The organism is Francisella sciaenopsi (assembly GCF_045862875.1).
GTDB lineage: Bacteria > Pseudomonadota > Gammaproteobacteria > Francisellales > Francisellaceae > Francisella > Francisella sciaenopsi.
On the sequence record NZ_BTHG01000001.1, the window covers coordinates 50944 to 71860 of the forward strand.

A 20917-nucleotide genomic window follows, 5' to 3' on the forward strand; every position below is an offset into this window, starting at 1 on the left:
ATTAAAAGCGTTCATGGTCGAGTAATACCTCAATTTGATAGCGTTTTAAAACTCTTTGTAAATGACTAATTACTTATAAAAATCAGCAAACTCATTAATATTAGCTTAGCTTGGTTAAACTTCATAAAAACTTAAAATTAAAAATAATATATTTGTATTTTCTGAATATAAAATTCTCCATTTTTTTAGAAATTTTTAATAGTTTGCCATATAATAAAAACCATCTTAAACGCTGTAAAAAAAATTGTAAAAAATGAAAAAAAATAGTAGAGGCTTTTCACTGCTAGAAATTCTAGTGGTAATTGTGATAATAGTAATACTTGCAGCTGTAGCAATACCAGCTTATGCAAACTATCAAGTTAGATCAAATATAATCTCAGAGATAGGAAAATTAGGTTCAATAAAGGCAGCTGCAGCAGAATACGCATCAAATAATAATGGAAGCCTTGATTATACAGAAAGTGATTTATCAACGTTACCAAGTGGTGCAAGTATAGGAGCTGGTGGAGCATTAATTTTAGATACTAGTGATATTGTACCAAACTCATCGATATCACTAACTCCTAGTATTAATTCTGGGTCAACTATATTGTGGACCTGTAGTGGAACAGGACTTAATAATTCTCAACTGCCAAATACATGCCAACCAAATTCTAGTAGTTCAGTAGAAAATAACACAGGAGCATCTACAGATAATAGTCAATCATCTAATGGTTATGATTCAAATTTATTAGAAACATCTTCTTATAGGTCATCAACAAATCTGCCATGTGTGGATGGTCATAGTTGTTATATATATAATGGAGATACATATATTGATACTAACCCTACTGGAGAAGGCTCTTATACTGCAACAAGCCAAGATGGTTTTTCAATAAGTAGTTTAACAGGAGCTGATGGTATTCAATATATTGATAATAATGATAATATTGTAAATTTAACGACTGCGGATGATTTTGATAATGCAGATTTAAGTGATAGTCAAAGACAAATGATATTGAATACTATTGGGTCTTTGAATGATTCAGGATACTGTGGGCAAGCAAATTCTTCAGATTGGATGTGTACATATAATCAATAAGTAATTTAGTTATGTTATCTAATTATAAATATCTGCAAATTCATCAATATTTGCATCTTCTTGCCATGAATATTCTAACTCTATACTCTTTTGTTTAGCTACATCATAGCCTAAGATATCGGCTATGAAGCCAAGAGACATATCTATGCCAGCACTTATACCAGAGCTAGTATAAATATTATCATCTTTTACCCATCTAGCTCTATCTATCCAGTTTACATCTGGAGCTATAGATTTTGTCCATTTTAGAGCTTTTTTATTGGAGGTAGCTTTTTTGTTATTAAGCAGATTTGTTTGAGAGAATAAGGATGAGCCGGTACAGACTGTAAGTATATATTTAGCATTTTTTGCTAGTCTAGTTAATTCAGCTACTAATTTTTTATTGTATATTAACTCTCTTGTGCCAATACCTCCAGGTACAAATAATATAGAGTTTTTTAAATTAGTATCTGAGAGTTTTTTGGTATTTATATAGACATTCTGACTACTATATATATTACCTCCCTCTAGAGAATAATATTCAAGTTTGAAGTGTTCTTTGAAACTCCCAAAAATCTCAACTGGTCCAAAAACATCTAAAGTTTCAAATTCATTAAATAAGACAACAATTACATTTTGCATCATAGATATTAGTATAGATAAATGCTTTTGTTAGTATAGCATTATTAGGTCTGTAAAATGATTTATAAAAATACCAAATAGTGTAAACTTTCAATCTATATTTCATAAAGATATTTATTATATGTTGTTGATTGCTATAAAAATAATATTATCAGCTTTAATGGTACTAGGACTAATATATATATCTGAGAAAAGTCCTAGATTAGGTGGCTTATTTTCAGGCTTACCACTAAGTGTTGGTCTTTTTACTTATTTTTATGCACGTGAAAATGGATTACAGTTTCTGATAGATTCAATGCCTTATGCACTTGTAGGGTTTGCTTCTATGCTGTTATTTACTGTTGGCTTTTATTTCGGTAGTAAGCTTTTCTCTAATCAACGATTTATTAATACCATTAGCGCCCTTGGTATAGGATTTGTCGCTTATTTCACAAGTGCTTACATTTTTACAAAGTTTAATATTACTTTGTCATTAGGACTAATAATTTTTATAATCACAATGATATTAACTATTATCTTCTTTAAGATAGTTGTCAAAGAAAATTTGGCTACAGAGAATATTAAGCTTGAGTCTGTTAATATATTTAAGGTTATAGCTTTTAGAATTTTTTTAGTAGCTTCGTTTGTCCTATTAATCACAGGGATTGCCAATATAGTAGGACATGAATGGGCAGGGATATTTTCCTCATTCCCAGTAATGTTAACTTCTGTGATTGCTGTTTTAATTTTTAGATACAGGAATTTATTATTTCCAGGAGTACTAAAACACTTCTCATATGGAGTGTCTATTTTAGTAATATATGATTTGTTAATTTTTTGGTTATATCCAATTATAGGAATTAACTGGGGAACAGTTGCTGCTTACATTATTTGTTTTATTTATCTAGCATTTCTAAATAAATTAAATCGATAGTTTACTTTTAGTTAAAACTCTTTTATATAAATACTTAATGTATATAATCTTAGATAATTAAAATATTTATATTAAAGCTAATGATTTTCTTTAAAAATGTATCTTATCAAGTAGAGATAAAAGAGCTTTTTGATGGTATTAATTTCTCAATTTTTCCTAATCAAAAAATAGGTCTTGTGGGCAAAAATGGTACAGGCAAAACGACACTTTTTAACCTTATACAAGGTAATCTAACACCAGATAAGGGCGACATTGAGATTGCTAAAAATACTCGCATAGTTACTGTCAAGCAAGAGGTTGATGATTTCGAAGCAAAAGTTATAGATTATGTAGTCAATGGTATAGAGTCTTTAAAACAATTGAAGATCCAAATGCAAAAATCTTTAGAGTCTGAGAATTTCGTGGATTATTCAAAATACCATGAAGAGTATGAATCTTTAGGAGGCTATGCAATAGAATCTCAAGCTGGTAAACTGCTGTCAGGTTTGGGTTTTAGCGTTAGTCAACTCCAACAAAAGGTAAAAGAGCTATCAGGTGGTTGGCAGATACGCTTAAATCTTGCTCAAGCACTGCTGCAAGAGTCAGATATTTTATTACTTGATGAACCAACCAACCATTTAGATTTAGATGCTGTACTATGGTTAGAAGAGTATCTACAAGAATATAAAGGTTCTTTACTACTTATTTCACATGATAGAATCTTTCTAGATAATGTTGTCAAGCAAATATTTCATATCGATAATAAGAATATAGATACTTATACTGGTAACTATTCATCTTATGAAAAGCAGTCTTATGAGCAAAAAGTACTACAACAAAAGCAGTTTGAGAAACAACAAAAGCATATAGCTCACTTACAAAGTTTTGTTGATAGGTTTAAAGCTAAAGCATCAAAAGCAAAACAAGCACAAAGTCGTGTCAAAATGTTAGAAAAAATACAGCGAATAGAAGCTGTTAAGTCAGATTCTGAATTTGGCTTTGAATTTAAGCAAGTTAAAGAGCATCTTGGAGGTACTTTGGTCAGTTTACAAAATACTGATCTTGGTTATGGTGATAAGAAGATCTTAAATAATGTAAAATTAAATATCTATAATGAAATGCGTATAGGTCTATTGGGTCTAAATGGGGCTGGTAAATCAACACTTATTAAATCTCTTATTGGAGATATTGAGATTTTATTAGGTAAGATAGAAAAACATCCAAATCTTAGAGTTGGGTATTTCTCGCAACATTCATTAGATATGCTTGATTCTGAAGCTTCGCCATTATTACATATGCAACGCTTAGACTCACAAGCAACTCAAGAAAAGCTTAGAACTTTTTTAGGCAGTTTTAACTTTGTGGGCGATAAGGCTTTGGCAAAGGCAGGAACCTTTTCTGGTGGTGAGAAGGCTAGATTAGCTCTAGCAATGATTGTATATCAAGAGCCTAACTTTTTATTACTAGATGAACCAACAAACCACTTAGATATTGGAGTTCGAGAGGCTTTAACTGTAGCATTACAGAGTTTCCAAGGAGCTATAATATTAGTTTCGCATGATAGATTTTTATTAGAGTCAACAGTTGATGAGTATATGCTTGTTGGTGAAGGGCAGGTTAAGCCTTTTGATGGTGATATGAAGGATTACTATAAGTACATTCTTGAAGTTAAAAAAGCTGAGAATAATACATCAAATATAGCAGTACAATCTAATAATGATTCTAAAAAACAGGATAGAAAATTATCTGCTGATAAGAGAAAGCAACTTAAGCCACTTCAGGATAAAGTCAAAAAACTTGAAAGGGCGTTAGAAAAATTACAACAGCAAGATCAACAAATGCAAGATGCTCTCCAAAATCAGGATTTATATGATGATAAACAAAAACTTCAGCAAACTTTACTTGAGCATTCTCAGTTAAAAGAGAAAATAGAACAAACTGAATTAGAGTGGTTTGAAGCTTTAGAAGAACTGGAGGTTTTAAAAGAGTAAATAGTAGTTATGTTTTAAATACTAGTTAAGATTTTACTGAAACTCATTTTCTATTTCTTCTAATGTCTTTCCTGCAGTTTCTGGAATAAGTTTTTTAACAATCAATAAATATACAAATGAACTTATAAAAATAATTCCAAACATAATATTAAAGCCGTATCTCTCGCCTATTTGTAAGAAATATCCGATAAAGAAGAATGCAAATAACATTGAAACTACGCCTGCTATGAAAATACCAATAATTCTTACTCTGTTAGGTAATAGTTCATTTATAAGGGTTACGATGACTCCAGAAGGACCAAATGCTAATCCGGCAATACATGTTATCAAGAATAAAATCACTAGTATGTAATTATAATCAAAAGTAGGTAGGCTATATAATATTACTAGCAGTATCATGCTTATTAATGCAATTGTTAGTCCTGTAAAGATAACTTTTTTTCTTCCCCACTTATCTATATAAAAGATGGTTAATATGGTGACCCCAAAGTTAACAATTAAAATTAGAGAGTTTGCTATATGAGTTATATAAATGTTATTTGTTAATGGTGAAAGAATTAGCTCTGAAGAAAAAATAATAAAATTAATACCAGTTAACTGATTTAAGATTAAGATTGTTGTTACTAATAAAACAGGCCAAATATCTTTGCCAATTAAAATTTTTTGTAAAAAAGTATTAGGCTGGTGTTCTCTGAGGCTAACTCTAACTTCTTCGATATGCTTTTGTATTTCCTGCTTTGTCAAAGTGGGTTGAGTTTTACTTATGACTATATATGCATCATCATATCTCTTTCTTAATACAAGCCAAGTAGGGCTAGGGGGTAATATGCAAATCAATCCGAGCAAAACTATTACAAGAAATATTGTAATGTATAAATATTGATACCAGCTAAGAGCATTATAAAAGAAAAATATTATAACTCCTGATAAACACATTCCAGCTGTCCAGAATAGTTGAAATAAAGTTACATACATACCTCTTCTATTAGCTGGAGATATTTCTGTAATATATATAGGAAATGCATAAGTACAAAGTAGAATAGCAGCTCCTTGAATAAATCTAGCTATTATTAGAGTATTATAGCTATTAGATATTACAAAAAGATAAGTCCCTATGATATACATTATTGCAAAAGAAATTATCATTGCTCTTCGACCAATTCGATCTGTAGCTAGCCAAACAATTTTTGCTAAAATACCCCCTAGGAATACTAAGCCTAATAAAATAGATAACTGGTGATTATCTAAGTTGAAGCTATATTGAATATCTTTACCAATGCCTCCAACAATTGCTAAGGCATAGCCACCAATGATAGCGGAGATGATATATACAGGAAGAATAAACTTAAAACTGTATCTAAAATTTAAATTCATAATCCTAACTCCGTATATATTGAGTCTATTAATTGTCCATACATGCCTGTTCTATAAGTTTTACCTTCAAAAATTCTAGGATAGATAATCGGACTATGCACACTGTTCGCCATAATTATAATGGTAATCTTATTTTGAAAATCAGAAATGAAACATTGTCCTGTGAATCCAGTATGTCCTATAGTTTGATCACTACATTTTTCACCAAAAAAAGGTCTGTTTTTGCGTCCTTTTGCTGTCCAAAAACCTAATCCAAAAGAAGGGTTAATGTTAGATGGTTGACTAAATTCTTTTATAGTACTTTGAGTAAAAAAAGTATTTTCTTGATATAATAAGCTTGTTAATTTGGTAATGTCATCAATAGTAGAAAATAATCCTGCATGACCAGCAATACCGCCCATTGAATAGAGTGCTTTCTCATCATGGACTAAGCCTCGAAGAGTATCAGTTTTTATATTGTTAAAACTAGTTGTACCACAATTAGTATGACCGTCAATTTGAGTTGCTACTATTTGATTTGGCAAATAGCCTTTTTCCAAAGGATTAAAACAGGTGTTTTGAGCTTCTACTTTCGAATAGATATTCTCTTCTAAGAAATTATCCATTCTTTGATTTGCTATAGTCTCAATTAAACATCCTAATATTTTCATACCTATATCTGAGTAAATACAATATTTTTGTGCTGGTTCAACGACTGACATTTTTGTTTTTAAAAACTTGATAGTAGTCTCTCTATCTTGGCTATATAGAGAATCTGCAATGTAGTTATTGTAGAAATCAAAAAATGGAGCTACACCTGTAGCATGATTTAATAAATCTTGAATAGTTGGAATATAAGAGGTATTTTCAAATTTAAACTCTGGAATATATTTTATTATCTTATCATCTAGTTTAATTTTTTGTCGCTCATATAAATACATAATTGCATAAGTAGTTGCAAAGATCTTTGTCAGAGAGGCAATATCAAAAAGCATGTTATCTTTTAAAGCTTGTGGATTACTGACAAGATTTCCTTCTTGATTATATCTATATGCATAACCAAAATTATTTTTATAAATAGGTTTATTATGAAAAACCACACTCACAGCTACCCCTGGGAAGCCATGTGAAATATCATGGTTAATAATATTTTCTAAATTCTGAAAATCCATTTTTAATATGTATCTATACTACTTACAAATATTAAAGCATAACTTGATACAAAATAGATATTTAAAATTTTTGTAAGGGATATAAAAGAAATTTAATTATGAAAAAGAATTAACAGAAATAGCAACTAGTTTTGGTAAGCCTCATCCCAGTTACCAGTTAGACCTGCAACCTCATATTCAGTCACACGGTTTTCAAAGAAGTTTGTATGATCAGCACCATTTAAGATCCACTCTAACCAAGTAAGCGGATTTTTATCAATATTATATATTTCATTTAAACCAAGCTGATTTAAACGTCTATCTGTAATATGTCGGATATATTCTTTTACTTCATCAGCTTTTAGACCTTCGATAGTACCAATCTCATAAGCTAAATCAATAAATTTATCTTCAAGCTCAACGGCTTCGCTAGCCATTAGGTATATTTCTTTTTTAAATTGATTATCAACTATATAGGGATTTTCTTGACAGTACATTCTAAATAATGCAGCGTTACCTTCGACATGCATTGATTCATCACGGATTGACCATTCAACGACTTTACCCATTCCTTTCATTTTACCAAAGCGTTGGAAGTTAAGTAACATTGCAAATGATGCAAATAGAGCCACGCCTTCATTAAAGACAGTCTTAGCAAGACAAAGTCCTAAACCACGACGAGTACTAGGATTAGCATCCATCATAAACTCGATTTTATCTGTCATTGCTTTATATTCTAAGAAAGCGTGATATTCAGAGTCAGGAAGACCAAGAGTATCATTTAGAAGGGCGTATGCTCTTTGATGAATACCTTCACGAGCTGCAAATGAACCTAGCATATTTCTAACTTCATTATTTTTAAAAGCTGGGATGAATTGATCATAATAGTTTTGACCAACGGCTACATCAGATTGAGTAAATAGCCTTAGAATATTAGTAATATACTCTTTTTCAACTTTAGTGATTTTGCCATTTTTCCAATCAGTAACATCTTCTGACAAATCAATCTCATCTTCTATCCAATGAGCTTTTTCATGTTTGACAGTTAGATCAACAGCCCAAGGATAGCTAAAAGGTTTATACGTTTTTGAAAAGGTTGTTAATGATGAACCTTTAACACGAGCAATAACCTCGCCAGCTCTAGCCATAAGGTTGTCATAGCCACCAATATGGACATCACCAACAAATATCTGAGGCACAGATTTAATATGCTCTTCAACAAGAAGAATATTCTTATTTACTTCAGTATAGAAATTTAATCTTTCTTGATCATCATCAAGAGTAATTTGTGTAAAAGGAATATCATTTGCACCAAACCAACTTTTTGCAAGGTTGCAAAAAGGACAGTTTGTTTTTGTATATATTTTTACTTTCACTATTATTTACCTATTTTTTAGCTAAAATTTCTTTTGCATTAGCTTTAAGATCTGTAAAGCCACCAACATGTTCATCATCAATAAATATTTGTGGTACAGTTGAAATTGGAAATGCAACCTTACCACTTTGATTCATTTCTTCATAGAATCTAAGACGTTGAGAGTGATCATCTATTATGGTTTCTTCAAATATTATTTCATTTTCATCAAACCATTGTTTAGCCCAAACACAAAATGGGCAACCATTTCTTGTATATATTTTTACTTTCATCTTTTATCCCTCGCAAGCTATACATTCATTCTCAGATTGCTTTAATTCAGAGAATTCTACAAGCCTATTCTTTTCAACTTTTTTAGAGATGTTTTCAGCTCTATTAGAAGTTTCAGTTCTCAAGTAATATAGTCCTTTACAACCATACTTCCAAGCATTAAAGTGTACTTTGTGAATATAACCACGTGAAGCACCAGCTGGAAAAAATATATTTAAAGACTGCCCTTGACACAGATATTTTTGTCTTTGACCACCTAAGTATACTACCCAATCTTGATCCATTTCAATAGCTGTTTTAAATACAGACTTAATTTCATCACTTAAAAAACCTAGCTGTTGGACTGAGCCACCGTTAGTAATAATATCTGACCATACCTCTTCAGTATTTTTGCCAATTTTTTCTAATTCTCTTTCTAAATATTTATTTTTAGTTAAATGCGAACCCACTCTAGTTCTAGATGTAAAAGCATTTGCTTTCCAAGGCTCTATACTTGGAGAAGTATTTAATATTAAGGAGCTATTAGCATTAGGAGCTATTGCTAATAAATGGGCATTTCTACGACCTGTACTAGCCATATCAGGAGCTTCTCCTTTTTCACGACCAAGTATTAGAGTTTCTTCTACAGCTTGTTCTTTTATGCGCTTAAATATCTCTTCATTAATTTCTTTTGCTCTTTGAGATTCGAAAGGTACATTGTGTTTTTGTAAATAAGAATGAAAACCCATCGCACCTAAGCCAAGACTTCTTTCACGAGAAGCACTATATCTAGCTTTAGCGATCTCATCACCTGCATGATCTATAAAGAATTGTAGAACATTGTCTAAAAATCTAATTAAATCTTTGATAAGAGATGTGTCTTTCCACTCATCGTATTTCTCTAAGTTTACTGAAGAAAGACAGCAAACTGCTGTACGTTTTTCATCAGTTACTAAGTGAATCTCGTTACATAAATTAGAACCTTTGATTGTCAAACCTAGTTCTTTTTGAGACTTTGGTAAAGCTCTATTTGCTGTGTCAATAAAGTTTAGATATGGTTCACCTGTACGATAACGCGTTTCAAGTATAGTTTCCCATAATTTACGAGCTTTTATAATATCTCTGACCGTTTTATCATCTGGATCTATAAGTTTCCAATCTTCATCATTAGCGACTGCTTGCATGAAGTCATCAGTTAAGTTGACAGCATGGTGCAGATTTAAGCATTTTCTATTTACATCACCAGTAGGGACACGTATGCCCACGAATTCAACTATATCAGGATGAGATATATCCATATAAGCAGCATAAGAGCCTTTACGAGTCTTGCCTTGTCTATAAGCAACCATATCTGCATCAACAGTATGCATAAAAGGTATTGGACCAGGAGCTTTATCGGAAACTGCTCTTACATTAGACCAGTGACCACCAACACCACCACCTTTTACAGATAGCCACCTTAGTTCAGATGAGTGCTCAATAAGACCTTCTAATGAATCAGGCACGTAAGACAAAAAACAACTAATTGGCAATGATTTAACTTTTGCACCCGGAAGAGGTGCGTTTGAAAGCACAGGAGATGCAAACATAAACCAACCTTTAGATGCAGCATCATATATACGTTGTGCAAGATTAATATCACCAAAAGAATATGCAACAGAAGCTCTTGCAAACGCATATTGTGGAGAGGGTTCATTCTCAAGACAATAATAATTAGTAAGTAATTGTTGTGCTTGTTCTGAAAGCTCACGATCCTTAGATATATCTATATCTATGCCAAGGTATTTTTCATTAGACATAATAAATAAAAACCCTATTTAATTTTAAAGTATTTTCAAAAACTACTAAGTTGAGCATAATCTATACTAAACTAGTATAATTGATATTTTAGATAGTGAAATTTTATCAATTTTTTCTAATTTTAGAATACTAAAAAGTCAAATATTATACTTGACTTTGTTGAATCAGTTATGAAATGTAGACAGTACAATACTTGCTGTCTAAACTTGTCAGAAAATTAATTTGCTAAAATCTCAGCAGCGGCTTTGTTTAATTCTTTTACAGCATTGATTGATACTTGTAATTGCTCTTTTTCTTTATCAGAAATTTCAACTTGTATAGGTCTTACACCATTTGCAGAAATTTCAGTAGGTACACCTACAAATAGATCTTCATCAACACCATACATACCAGCTTTTATTTTTGCAGCACATGGAAGAATCATTTTTTTATCTCTTAGATAACTTTCTGCCATTTGAATACCTGCAGCAGCTGGAGCATAGTAAGCAGAACCAGTTTTTAGTAGAGCAACAATCTCACCACCACCATTTCTAGTTCTAGCTACTATAGAGTCTAGTCTTTCTTGGCTGATTTTGCCTTCTTTGACTAGTTGCTCTAGAGATACGCCAGCAACATTAGACATTTTTGTAAGAGGTACCATAGTATCTCCATGTCCACCCATTACATAAGCTTGAACTTGTTGTACAGAAACATTTAGCTCATCTGCTAAGAAAGTTCTAAATCTAGCTGAATCTAGTACACCAGCCATCCCAACGATTTTATTATCAGGAACACCTGAGAACTTTTGTAGCATATTTACCATGATATCAAGAGGATTTGTGATACATATTACAAATGCATCTGGGCAGTTGTGTTTGATACCTTCACCTACAGCTTGCATTACTTTGATATTAATACCAAGTAAGTCATCACGAGACATACCAGGTTTTCTTGGTACACCAGCTGTTACTATTACTACATCAGAGTGTTCTAGATCTTTATAATCATTTGTACCTCTAACTTTGAAATCAACTCCTTCAATAGGGCAAGTTTGTAATAAGTCTAGAGCTTTACCTTGAGGCATGCCTGGAGCTATATCAAAAAGAACCACATCACCTAGCTGCTTGATTAGTGATAAATGAGCAAGTGTTCCACCAATATTACCAGCACCAATAAGCGCTATTTTCTTTCTAGCCATTAAAATCTCCTTAATTATGCTAAAAAATGAATCAAAAAAGATATTTCATAATTATAACTAATAGTTTAGCTGTTATTCAATGAAAACTTTTGTAACGATTATAGTTTATAATTATAATAGTTTTCAATTAAACTTATTTGATTTTTTGTATGTTAAAAAAAGTTATGAATAACTCCGGCTTATTGGTGGGAATTATAGGCTTAATTATATTCATGTTTGGTTTAGTTGAAACAGATGTTACTCAAAAAAATCTTATAGTTTTTTTTGCGACTTTTTTCTTGTTTTTATCAGCTGTTATTCAAAAGGAACCATTTTTTAGTGGTTTGCAAGGTATTGCATTTGTTAGCGCTACAATGGTCTTTTTTAATTTTCCTCAAACATATAATTTGTTAGTATTTATGATCCTAGCAGTTGTGTTTTCAATCTTTTATTTTAGCAAATATAAAATAAATATAGCTAGAGTTTGTGCTTTTGTAGGGCTTGTGGCTTTGTGTTTTGGTATACTATTAGGTAGAAATGAGCCCATGGTAGTTTGTGGTATAGTGTTGGCTATCTATGCTATGTTTTCTATTAAAGAAGGATACTCTGTGGGTTGGGTATTTTTGATACTTAATTTGCTTTTTTCATTTGTCGCTGTTAATGCGCTATTTGGTTTTATTTAACTAGGAAGATTAGTTATGAGAAAATTATCTTTTTTAGACAGAGTTGTTGAGGAAATTGATAGTTATGCAAGATTTACAAAACAGCCTCTTAATCCTAATAGAAAGTCACCAAGTGGTGATACGGTAGATGGTCAACTATCAGATGATGATAAAAAACATGCTGCTGGATTAATGCGAGTTGATTATACAGGAGAGATTTGTGCTCAAGGACTCTATAGAGGGCAGGCATCTGTAGCAAAATCAGCGCAAACTAAAGAGCATTTATATCATGCTGCCGATGAAGAATATGATCATCTAGCATGGTGTGCGGAGCGATTAGAAGAACTAGGAGCTAAGCCAAGTTTATTTAATCCTTTTTGGTATTGGGCATCATTTGGAATAGGGGCTACGGCGGGCTCTATCAGTGATAGTTTAAGTTATGGTTTCGTTGTAGAGACAGAAAAGCAGGTTATGAAACACTTGGATTCACATTTGAAAAATTTGCCGGTGAATGATAATCGCTCACGAGAAATACTTAAACAGATGTATCTTGATGAATCAGATCATGCGATAGAAGCAGAGAAAGCAGGAGGTAAAAAGTTGTCTAAACCTATAAAAGCTATAATGAAACTTCAGTCAAAGGTAATGACTACACTGGCATATAGATTTTAGATTTTGCAGTCTTTAAGCTGAGATTTATAAAGAGTGGTATATGCTTTAACTTTATTTGCTATATTTTTATCTTCTTCAATCTTAGCTTTATTTTTAAATGTGCCAGCTTTATAGCGTTTAAATCCTGTTGCTCCAAGCATATATGCCATGTATAGATTTTCGCTATCACTAATATTAAGTTTTAAAGATTTTGCAAGTTGGGACATATACCAACCTATAAACTGTACGCTATCATCAAAATTATTTCTTTTGGCATTTGACTTAACCTCATCTTGAAAATGTTTCCATGTGCTATTTATTGCCTGGGCATAACCGTAAGCGGTTGAGTAGTTACTTTTTGCCTCAGCATCAAAGCGAGATTCTTGATAGATTAGCCCCATTGCAAAAGCAGGAGGAAGGTTATATTTGTCTTGAGCTTTTTTAAGAGATGATTTCCAGCTATGATTTTGATCTAGTATCTCACAAGCTCCCATATTAGCGTCAACTTGTATATCAGATGATCTATTTAAGAAAAAAACTGCGACAACTACAATTACTATAACAAGTAGTACATATCTAAGTCTGATCTTTTTTGGCATTCTTTTAAATGATTTATTGATTGTATTATATCTATTAGGGTAAATGATATAGAAGCATATTTCTAGGTTTTGAATATTATTTATTAAAATCATCACCAATAATATCGTTGATGACAATACCTGCTATTGTAAGACCAAATAGTGAAGGCATATAGCTGAGGGTTCCATTTGTTGCTCTAGATCTACCTTGTTGATTTGGCTCTGGATCACTTGGTGGAAGAGGGCTGATGCCTTTCTGTGTTGAGAATACAGCTTTGATCCCCTTTGAAACAAGCTGTTTTTTTAATCTTGTTCGCATCGTTCGTGCTAGGGCACATACATCAGTTTTATATATATCTGCTACTTTTATTTGTGTGGGATCAGTTTTGCCTCCAGCCCCCATACTTGATATTGTTTTTATACCAAGATCTTGATGAGCTATTTTTACGAGATTAACTTTAGCATTAAGAGTATCTATAGCATCAATTACATAGTCGTATTTCTCATTGCTAAGTAGCTCAAGGGTATTTTCTGGATTTATAAAAGTTTCTAAAGCATTAACCTTACATAGAGGATTGATATCATTGATGCGTTGCTTCATAACTTCTACCTTAGGCTTACCAATAGTGCTATGTAAAGCAATAAGTTGGCGGTTAATGTTTGATGAATCAACCCTGTCCATATCAACTATAGTAAGATTACCAATCCCCGCTCTAGCAAGAGCTTCAATCACATAAGAACCAACGCCACCACAACCTGCAACAAAAATATTAGCATTCTCAAGTTTTGTAATTCCAATTTCATTTACTAAAATACTAGTTCTTTGAGTAATTGCATCAATCATAATCTTATAAGTATACCTTATTCATATCATCAATATATTTGTATGCGAAAATATTAGCATAAATTTCACCAGATATATGATCAACATCAGATATATTGAAGTTTGTAAATGGAATCCAGCTTAAAATACTAGTAGCTATTATTTGTTTATTATCTAGAGTGAAACCTGTGACATTATCATTAGCATCTTTCATGAATTTATCATAATTGAGAACTGTAACAACAGAATCCTCTTTAAGACTGAATAGAAATAGTGGTGTAGTTGTAGTTTTACCATAATCTATTATATCTGCATCTTTCATGGTTTGTATAAGTTCGTGATCTTTGAAAGTTTCTTTATTAAATAAATCATACATTGAATTATTTCCACTAGGAAAATAGTAATGAGATGCTGACTTTTGAGGATATTTACGATAGATAGAGTTATAAAATATGGCTAAAACAAAAGAAAATTCTGAAAACCTCTTTAATTTAAAGATATCTTGTAAATTATATTGTTTACCATTTATATTACATAAAAATTGAAATGTACAATCCATGTTGAAGAAATTTTTATCAAAATCATTTATGCTAATAGTTTTTCCAATATTACTATAGAATAGATATCCTATCATTGCATTAGTAACTAAAGCAGGCTTGAGCATAGTAGTTAATGATTTGTTATGTAGTTTATATTCTTTTACATTATTATTATCGATTAAAAAATTAAGAGTAATATTTGATATGTCGTAAGCTCCTGCTAAACCAGCTGCTGCTATGTAGTTATATAGAGTATCTAATTTACTTACATTCGGACAGTTTTTTTCATTTTCAAAACATTTTGCTGTCCATATTGAGTATGCACCGCCTTCAGAGTAACCAGCAGAAAAAAAGTTTATTTTTGTAGTAGATGATAAATTATATTTTTCTCTAATAATATTTGCAGAGCTATTAAGTAAATCAATAGCAGAATTAACAGTTTGTTTCGGATAAAAAACATAGGGATGATAATTAGAATAGTCTATGCCTTGGCCAATATAATCAGGTGCAACAACTATATAGCCATTTAAAGCATATATGGCAGCATATAAGTTATCGAACATTTGTGTAGTTATATTTTTACTTTTAAAGTTTGATGGAATGCCTGAATTATTAAAAACAGTTGGATGATAATATAAAATTATACCTTTGGGCTTATTTGTATTTGGCATCATTAAAAGTCCAGAGACTTTTGATGTAATTTCACCTGTGGCTGGGAAAGTATTTGTTGTGTAATATGAAATTTTGTCTAATGTAACTTCATTGATATTTTTATCTGCAAAATTATCAATATTTATTCCAGATAGTTTAGTTATATTTGTAATATTATTATTACATGCACTTTCAGAAATAGTTAGATTACAGAAATATTTATTTTTATAATTATCCTTGATGTCTTTAGCTTGCCATATACCAGTAGCTATTACATTTGCAGAAAGTAATTGGTAACTGATAATTATGATTATTAAACAAGATAAGAGTTTTTTATACATTGATATCAATATTGTAAAAATGATATATTGATTATATCTATAGGAAGTTTAAATTACCATATGAAGCTAATTTAGATATAAACCCTATTCATATCATCAATATATTTATATGCAAATAGATTTGCATAAGTCTCACCAGTAACGTGATCTACTTCATTGATATCAAGTTGAACTGGTAGCCAATCTGTAGTATTCGTTAGAATTTTGTTGTTATCTAATACAAAACCATCAACAATGGCATTAGCATTTTGCATGAATTTGTCATAATTAAGTCGAGTTACTACTGAGTCCTCTTTGAGTGCAAATAGATATAAAGGAGTTCTGGTTTTTTTGCCAAAATCAACAATGTCCGCAGCTTTCATGGTTTCAATGAGTTCTTTATTGGTAAATATTTTTTCATTAAATAAATCATACATTGAGTTATTACCAGTAGGTATGGCATAGTGAGAAGCGGATTCTTGGTTAGGGAACTTTTTATATAATGCGCTATTAAATATAGCAGCAGCAAATTGATTGTTTGGTAAATGCTTTTGTAAGAATAATGTGTCAAAGTTATAATGTTTGCCTTCAATATCACACTTTTCTTGAGAGAATGTTGAGCATTGCATTTCAAAAAAGCCTTTATCAAAATCATTTATGCTAATGGTTTTTGAAACGTTACTATAATTTAGGTAGCTCATAAAAGTATTTGCCATTAATCCAGGTTTTAGCATTGATGTGATAAGCTTGCTATGCAGGAAATATTTACTAGAATCATTGTTATCAGTCATGAAATTTAAAGTGGTCTTACTGACATCGTAGGCTCCACTTAAGCCAGCTGCAGATCTATATCTATATAGAGTATCTAATTTATTTACACCTTCACAGTCACCACGCAAACCTAAACATTTGGCTGTCCATATAGAGTATGCGCCACCTTCAGAATAACCAACAGAAAAAAGATTTAGCGTAGAATTATCTTTTAGACTATATTTCTTACGAATATTAGAGCTAACATTATTCAATAAATCAACTGCTGTATTAATAGTCTGTTTGGGGTATAAAACATAAGGGTGGTAGTTTTTATAGTCATATCCTTGACCAATATAATCAGGAGCAACAACAATATATCCATTAGCAGCATATATAGCAGCATAAATTGTATTAAGATATAAGCTCGTTTCATTTTTTTTATCTAAATTAGAAGGGACGCCAGCATTATCAAATACTGTAGGGTGATAGTATAAAACTACTCCTTTTGGATTATTAGTATCAGGAAGCATTACAAGTCCAGATACATGAGACGTTATCTCTCCAGTAGCTGGAAAAGAATTAGATGTTGTATATGATATTTTGTCAAGCTGGATATCTTTTACGTCTTGGTTACCAAGAGAATTAACATCTATACCATATTCTTTCATGTTTTTAAAATTTTTATCACAATCCTCTTTTGATAAGTTTTTATTACAAAAGTATTTTGTTTTAAAATTCTTTTCAATATCCTGAGTTGTCCATGTTGCTGTATCTACAACCTGTGTATATCCTAAAGAGGAGAACAACATCATGCTCAAAAGTATACTTTTTTTCATAGTTTAAATTTGCTCTTTCTTATCTTAAGTTAATATTTCTAACATCAGTAATAGTCATTCCAGCCTGCAATGCGCTAATAAGACCTGGTACGCCATCTTCAAACACGTGACATTCACGAGGTTTGACATTGTATTTATTAGCTAATAATGTGAACGCTTCAGGCGAGCTTTTATTTGGATGTGAGTCATCCGCTGTAATTATCTTATCAAAATAATCAGTAAGTCCTAGAACATCTAGCGATCTAAGTACATTGACTTTTTTACCACCAGATATAACAATCATGGGCATTTTATTGTGATAATGGATAACTAAATCAACTATAGGTTGTATAGGTTTTGTTTGGCTTAGCAGTTCGTAAGAAGCTTCTTTAATTTTTTCAGCAATTATTGGAGTTTCAACATCACTGAATTTAAAGACTTCTTTGAGTATATATTCACTTGGTAGTCCATTATATTTATCGAAATCAATAGATTCTACTTCAGGCTTGGTATTTTTTAAAACACTAAGCCAAGCATCTATATGAATATTCATATTATTTGCAATTGTTCCATCACAGTCAAAAATTAGGAGTTTAGTATCATTATGAACAGGTAAAAGCATATTAAATTTTGTTAATAAGTATTATTATCAATATTATATACGATAAATAGAGTTGACATAAGTATAATTAGTAAGCAAAATTAGAAGCGTTAAATTTAGAAATTGACCATAAAACTTTGTATAAATGGAGGATAAAATTATGGTATTAGTAGGTAAAAAAGCCCCTATATTCAATGCACCAGCTGTATTGGGAACTGGTGAGATTGTTGATAGCTATGACTTCGCTAAAGCTATTCAAGGCAAGTATGCGGTTGTTGTATTCTATCCATTAGACTTCACATTTGTTTGTCCATCTGAGCTTATCGCTTTAGATAAAAGAACAGCTAAATTAAAAGAACTTGGAGTTGAAGTAGTTTCTGTATCTATAGATTCTCATTTTACACACAATGCGTGGAGAAATACTCCAATTAATGAAGGTGGTATAGGTCAAGTTCAGTACACTATGGTTGCAGATATTAATCAAGAAATAGTTAAAGCTTATGATGTACAATCAGAAGGCGGTATGGCATTCAGAGGTACTTTCTTGATTGATAAATCTGGAGTTGTTCGTCATCAGGTTGTTAACGATCTTCCACTAGGCAGAAACATGGATGAAGTAATAAGAATGGTAGAAGCATTACAGTTCCATGAAGAGTATGGTGAAGTTTGTCCTGCTGGTTGGAACAAAGGTGATGAGGGTATGAAAGCATCTCCTGAAGGTGTAGCTGAGTACTTATCAGGTCATGTTGTAGATTTATAATTTATCGATTATTCTATTATTTTCTATTTAAATTTAATCAAGTTTATTGCGCATAGATGAAAAATATTTTTCTAATACTAATAAGTTTGCTTATGCTGACTTATAATGTCTATGCTACAAGTGATGTTACAGACATCAATACACAACAAAAATTAGTTGATACTGATGAATCAAAAGGAAATGTTTCTCAAGATGATTCAGCTTTGGATACTGTTGAGCAGTACGAAGGAGAATCTATCACACCAGGATCAACTTTTGATGTGGGAGAATCACTTTTAAAATTATCTCACGCAGATAAGGTTAAACCACCATTCTATCAAGGAATAAAAAATAATGTAATATTTTCTCAAGCAATGCTTAATACACAGCAAGAAACCGGTGATCCAGAGTTTGTTATTTTATCGCGTCAGAATGGTTTGTTAGATGATGATTATTTATATGTAGGGGGTATGGCTTCCTTTACACCCACTTGGGGTAGAAATTCTCAAAATGGTGTATCAGCAAATTCAATTAATAATTATGCACTAGAATATTATGTGGCGAGTACATTGGGTGAGTGGACTTCTATATATGCCTCTTTAAGTACCTACACGATTAACGGTAAGTGGTCTGCAACTCCAGGTGGCGTGTACTTTATATTAGGTAATCTCAATAAATTACCTGTTTATACATATGCTGCATTATCAACTGTAAATTTTGGTAATTTTGATGAAACTACTAACATTATACCAACATTAACACGTTTATATTTTATGCAGTCAGGTGGTAATGTTAATCTTTCATATAACAAAGATGGCTTGCAGACTAATTTTGTATTTTTAGCTACATCTAAGGATGGTTTTTTGAAAGTAGCTAATGCGTATGAAGGTAATTCTAAATTAAGTTTTGCTGTTAATATGAAATACACTCAAGATTTACAAAGCGTAGGAGATTACTGGTATGTTGGTGCTGCCTACTCAAATGTTTCGGGTTTTACAAATGATCATAATGACAATATTGGTGTAGTAAATTTTAATTTAGGAATGAATATTAGTAAACTTGAATTTGTTAATGAGTTTGTATTTACAGATAAGGGTGTAACGTCAATGACGGATGTATCGGGAGGTTTTAATCTAAGAGAATCTTTTGCATCGTCAATATTTCCAGATTTAACTTCAAATCAATTTTTAACAAGTGGTGGTAATGTTTTTGGTTGGTCATCACAGCTTGATTATACAGCAAATGTTATGAACAAAGATCTAGTTCCTTTTGTTAGTTATTCTCAAATTCAACAAGCATCTGATAATTATGCAGCATCAGTTTCTACAGGATTTAGATATAATGTTTTTGCTGATGGGTGGTTAGGTTTTAGTTATACATACGTTAAAGGACAGGCAAAAAACTTTTCCGAGCAAGATAACATTATGACTATGTACTTAAGAATATTTATCTAAAACAGATTGTTAATAATATAATAAGATAAATAAATATAATGAATAGTAATTCGAAGTCTATAATGTTATATTAATGCACACTAAAAAAGTTATAGGAATTTTATGTCTGATTATCCTTTATGTCCTAAATGTCAATCTGAATATGTTTATCAAGTTGATGAAATGTTAATATGTCCAGAATGTGGTTATGAATGGCAAGCAAATGAAACAGCTGAGGAACAATTGGTTGTCAAAGATTCAAATGGTAATCTTCTTGCTGATGGTGATACAGTTACTGTAATTAAAGATCTCAAATTAAAAGGGTCGTCACAAGTTATTAAAGTAGGTACTAAAGTTAAAAATATTCGTTTAGTAGAAGGAGATCATGATATCGATTGTAAAGTTGATGGCTTTGGAGCTATGAAATTAAAGTCTCAATTTGTAAAAAAAGTATAAAATGAAATCTACAAGGATATTTTTTCTTATTATTTTTGGATTTATTTGTAGTTTTTGCTACGCATATTATATAGAAGAAAATGGTAAAAAAATTCCTGTGAGCAAAAAAGTAGCTGATACTGTGGATAATATTGAAATAAAAGAAGGTGAAGCACTAAGTCAGCAACAGATTGTTGACATAATAGAACAAAATGACAAGGACTTAGGTAACAAAGAATTATAGTTTC

Annotated in this window: 21 protein-coding genes; 9 read left to right on the forward strand and 12 right to left on the reverse strand. The window is 31.3% G+C overall.

Annotated elements, in window-relative coordinates; genetic code table 11:
* The first annotated feature begins 253 nt into the window (after nt 1-253).
* Nucleotides 254-1081, forward strand: a complete 828-nt coding sequence (locus tag ACKTR7_RS00250) for a prepilin-type N-terminal cleavage/methylation domain-containing protein (RefSeq protein WP_407876487.1) — start codon at nt 254-256, stop codon at nt 1079-1081.
* An 18-nt stretch (nt 1082-1099) separates the two neighbouring features.
* On the opposite strand, the gene ACKTR7_RS00255 is transcribed toward ACKTR7_RS00250, so the two are convergent.
* Nucleotides 1100-1702, reverse strand: coding sequence for a DJ-1/PfpI family protein (locus tag ACKTR7_RS00255; RefSeq protein ID WP_407876886.1), 603 nt, complete (start codon nt 1700-1702; stop codon nt 1100-1102).
* Between the two features lie 121 nt (nt 1703-1823).
* On the opposite strand from ACKTR7_RS00255, the gene ACKTR7_RS00260 reads away from it, so the two are divergent.
* Nucleotides 1824-2615: an MFS transporter gene (locus tag ACKTR7_RS00260; RefSeq protein WP_407876488.1), complete on the forward strand. Its 792-nt coding sequence runs from the start codon at nt 1824-1826 to the stop codon at nt 2613-2615.
* A gap of 80 nt (nt 2616-2695) precedes the next feature.
* Complete coding sequence (locus ACKTR7_RS00265) at nt 2696-4585, forward strand: ABC-F family ATP-binding cassette domain-containing protein (protein ID WP_407876489.1); 1890 nt, start codon at nt 2696-2698, stop codon at nt 4583-4585.
* A 33-nt stretch (nt 4586-4618) separates the two neighbouring features.
* On the opposite strand, the gene ACKTR7_RS00270 is transcribed toward ACKTR7_RS00265, so the two are convergent.
* From ACKTR7_RS00270 to mdh, 6 genes are all read right to left on the reverse strand, one after another.
* On the reverse strand, nt 4619-5959 hold the full coding sequence (locus ACKTR7_RS00270; RefSeq protein ID WP_407876490.1) for an MFS transporter: 1341 nt from the start codon (nt 5957-5959) through the stop codon (nt 4619-4621).
* The gene (locus ACKTR7_RS00275) at nt 5956-7110 is read right to left on the reverse strand and encodes a serine hydrolase (protein ID WP_407876491.1); all 1155 of its coding nucleotides are present in this window, start codon (nt 7108-7110) and stop codon (nt 5956-5958) included. The genes ACKTR7_RS00270 and ACKTR7_RS00275 overlap by 4 nt, the downstream gene beginning before the upstream one ends.
* A 125-nt stretch (nt 7111-7235) precedes the next feature.
* Nucleotides 7236-8468, reverse strand: a complete 1233-nt coding sequence (locus tag ACKTR7_RS00280; RefSeq protein ID WP_407876887.1) for a ribonucleotide-diphosphate reductase subunit beta — start codon at nt 8466-8468, stop codon at nt 7236-7238.
* A gap of 7 nt (nt 8469-8475) precedes the next feature.
* Nucleotides 8476-8736 carry a glutaredoxin gene (locus ACKTR7_RS00285; RefSeq protein ID WP_407876492.1) on the reverse strand — a complete coding sequence of 87 codons (261 nt, stop codon included), beginning with the start codon at nt 8734-8736 and terminating at the stop codon, nt 8476-8478.
* A 3-nt stretch (nt 8737-8739) separates the two neighbouring features.
* Complete coding sequence (locus ACKTR7_RS00290) at nt 8740-10512, reverse strand: ribonucleoside-diphosphate reductase subunit alpha (RefSeq protein ID WP_407876493.1); 1773 nt, start codon at nt 10510-10512, stop codon at nt 8740-8742.
* A gap of 218 nt (nt 10513-10730) precedes the next feature.
* Nucleotides 10731-11690: a malate dehydrogenase gene (gene mdh, locus ACKTR7_RS00295; protein WP_222829782.1), complete on the reverse strand. Its 960-nt coding sequence runs from the start codon at nt 11688-11690 to the stop codon at nt 10731-10733.
* A 149-nt stretch (nt 11691-11839) separates the two neighbouring features.
* On the opposite strand from mdh, the gene ACKTR7_RS00300 reads away from it, so the two are divergent.
* On the forward strand, nt 11840-12352 hold the full coding sequence (locus ACKTR7_RS00300; RefSeq protein WP_407876494.1) for an MFS transporter: 513 nt from the start codon (nt 11840-11842) through the stop codon (nt 12350-12352).
* A gap of 15 nt (nt 12353-12367) precedes the next feature.
* Nucleotides 12368-13003: a 2-polyprenyl-3-methyl-6-methoxy-1,4-benzoquinone monooxygenase gene (gene coq7, locus ACKTR7_RS00305; RefSeq protein ID WP_407876495.1), complete on the forward strand. Its 636-nt coding sequence runs from the start codon at nt 12368-12370 to the stop codon at nt 13001-13003.
* Here coq7 and ACKTR7_RS00310 read toward each other — a convergent pair.
* The 5 genes from ACKTR7_RS00310 to ACKTR7_RS00330 all read right to left on the reverse strand — a co-directional run bounded on the left by ACKTR7_RS00310 (nt 13000) and on the right by ACKTR7_RS00330 (nt 18083).
* Nucleotides 13000-13581, reverse strand: a complete 582-nt coding sequence (locus tag ACKTR7_RS00310) for a transglycosylase SLT domain-containing protein (RefSeq protein ID WP_407876496.1) — start codon at nt 13579-13581, stop codon at nt 13000-13002. The two genes, coq7 and ACKTR7_RS00310, sit on opposite strands and share 4 nt — an antisense overlap.
* A 76-nt stretch (nt 13582-13657) precedes the next feature.
* Nucleotides 13658-14404, reverse strand: coding sequence for a tRNA threonylcarbamoyladenosine dehydratase (locus tag ACKTR7_RS00315; protein ID WP_407876497.1), 747 nt, complete (start codon nt 14402-14404; stop codon nt 13658-13660).
* Nucleotides 14405-14408: 4 nt separating this feature from the next.
* Entirely contained in the window at nt 14409-15914 is a 1506-nt protein-coding gene (locus ACKTR7_RS00320; RefSeq protein WP_407876498.1) for an alpha/beta hydrolase family protein, read from the reverse strand.
* Nucleotides 15915-15985: 71 nt separating this feature from the next.
* A complete protein-coding gene (locus ACKTR7_RS00325) occupies nt 15986-17482 on the reverse strand; it encodes an alpha/beta hydrolase family protein (RefSeq protein ID WP_407876499.1) in 1497 nt (498 codons plus the stop codon).
* 19 nt (nt 17483-17501) lie between these two features.
* Nucleotides 17502-18083, reverse strand: coding sequence for an HAD family hydrolase (locus ACKTR7_RS00330; RefSeq protein WP_407876500.1), 582 nt, complete (start codon nt 18081-18083; stop codon nt 17502-17504).
* A 139-nt stretch (nt 18084-18222) separates the two neighbouring features.
* Here ACKTR7_RS00330 and ACKTR7_RS00335 point away from each other — a divergent pair, with 139 nt between their 5' ends.
* From ACKTR7_RS00335 to ACKTR7_RS00350, 4 genes are all read left to right on the forward strand, one after another.
* The gene (locus ACKTR7_RS00335) at nt 18223-18822 is read left to right on the forward strand and encodes a peroxiredoxin C (RefSeq protein ID WP_456237542.1); all 600 of its coding nucleotides are present in this window, start codon (nt 18223-18225) and stop codon (nt 18820-18822) included.
* A 56-nt stretch (nt 18823-18878) separates the two neighbouring features.
* Nucleotides 18879-20255 (forward strand): hypothetical protein, encoded by a 1377-nt coding sequence (locus ACKTR7_RS00340; protein WP_407876501.1) that lies wholly within the window; start codon nt 18879-18881, stop codon nt 20253-20255.
* Between the two features lie 102 nt (nt 20256-20357).
* Nucleotides 20358-20690 (forward strand): zinc ribbon domain-containing protein YjdM, encoded by a 333-nt coding sequence (locus tag ACKTR7_RS00345; protein WP_407876502.1) that lies wholly within the window; start codon nt 20358-20360, stop codon nt 20688-20690.
* Between the two features lies 1 nt (nt 20691).
* Nucleotides 20692-20913 (forward strand): hypothetical protein, encoded by a 222-nt coding sequence (locus ACKTR7_RS00350; RefSeq protein ID WP_407876503.1) that lies wholly within the window; start codon nt 20692-20694, stop codon nt 20911-20913.
* The last annotated feature ends 4 nt before the right edge of the window (nt 20914-20917 follow it).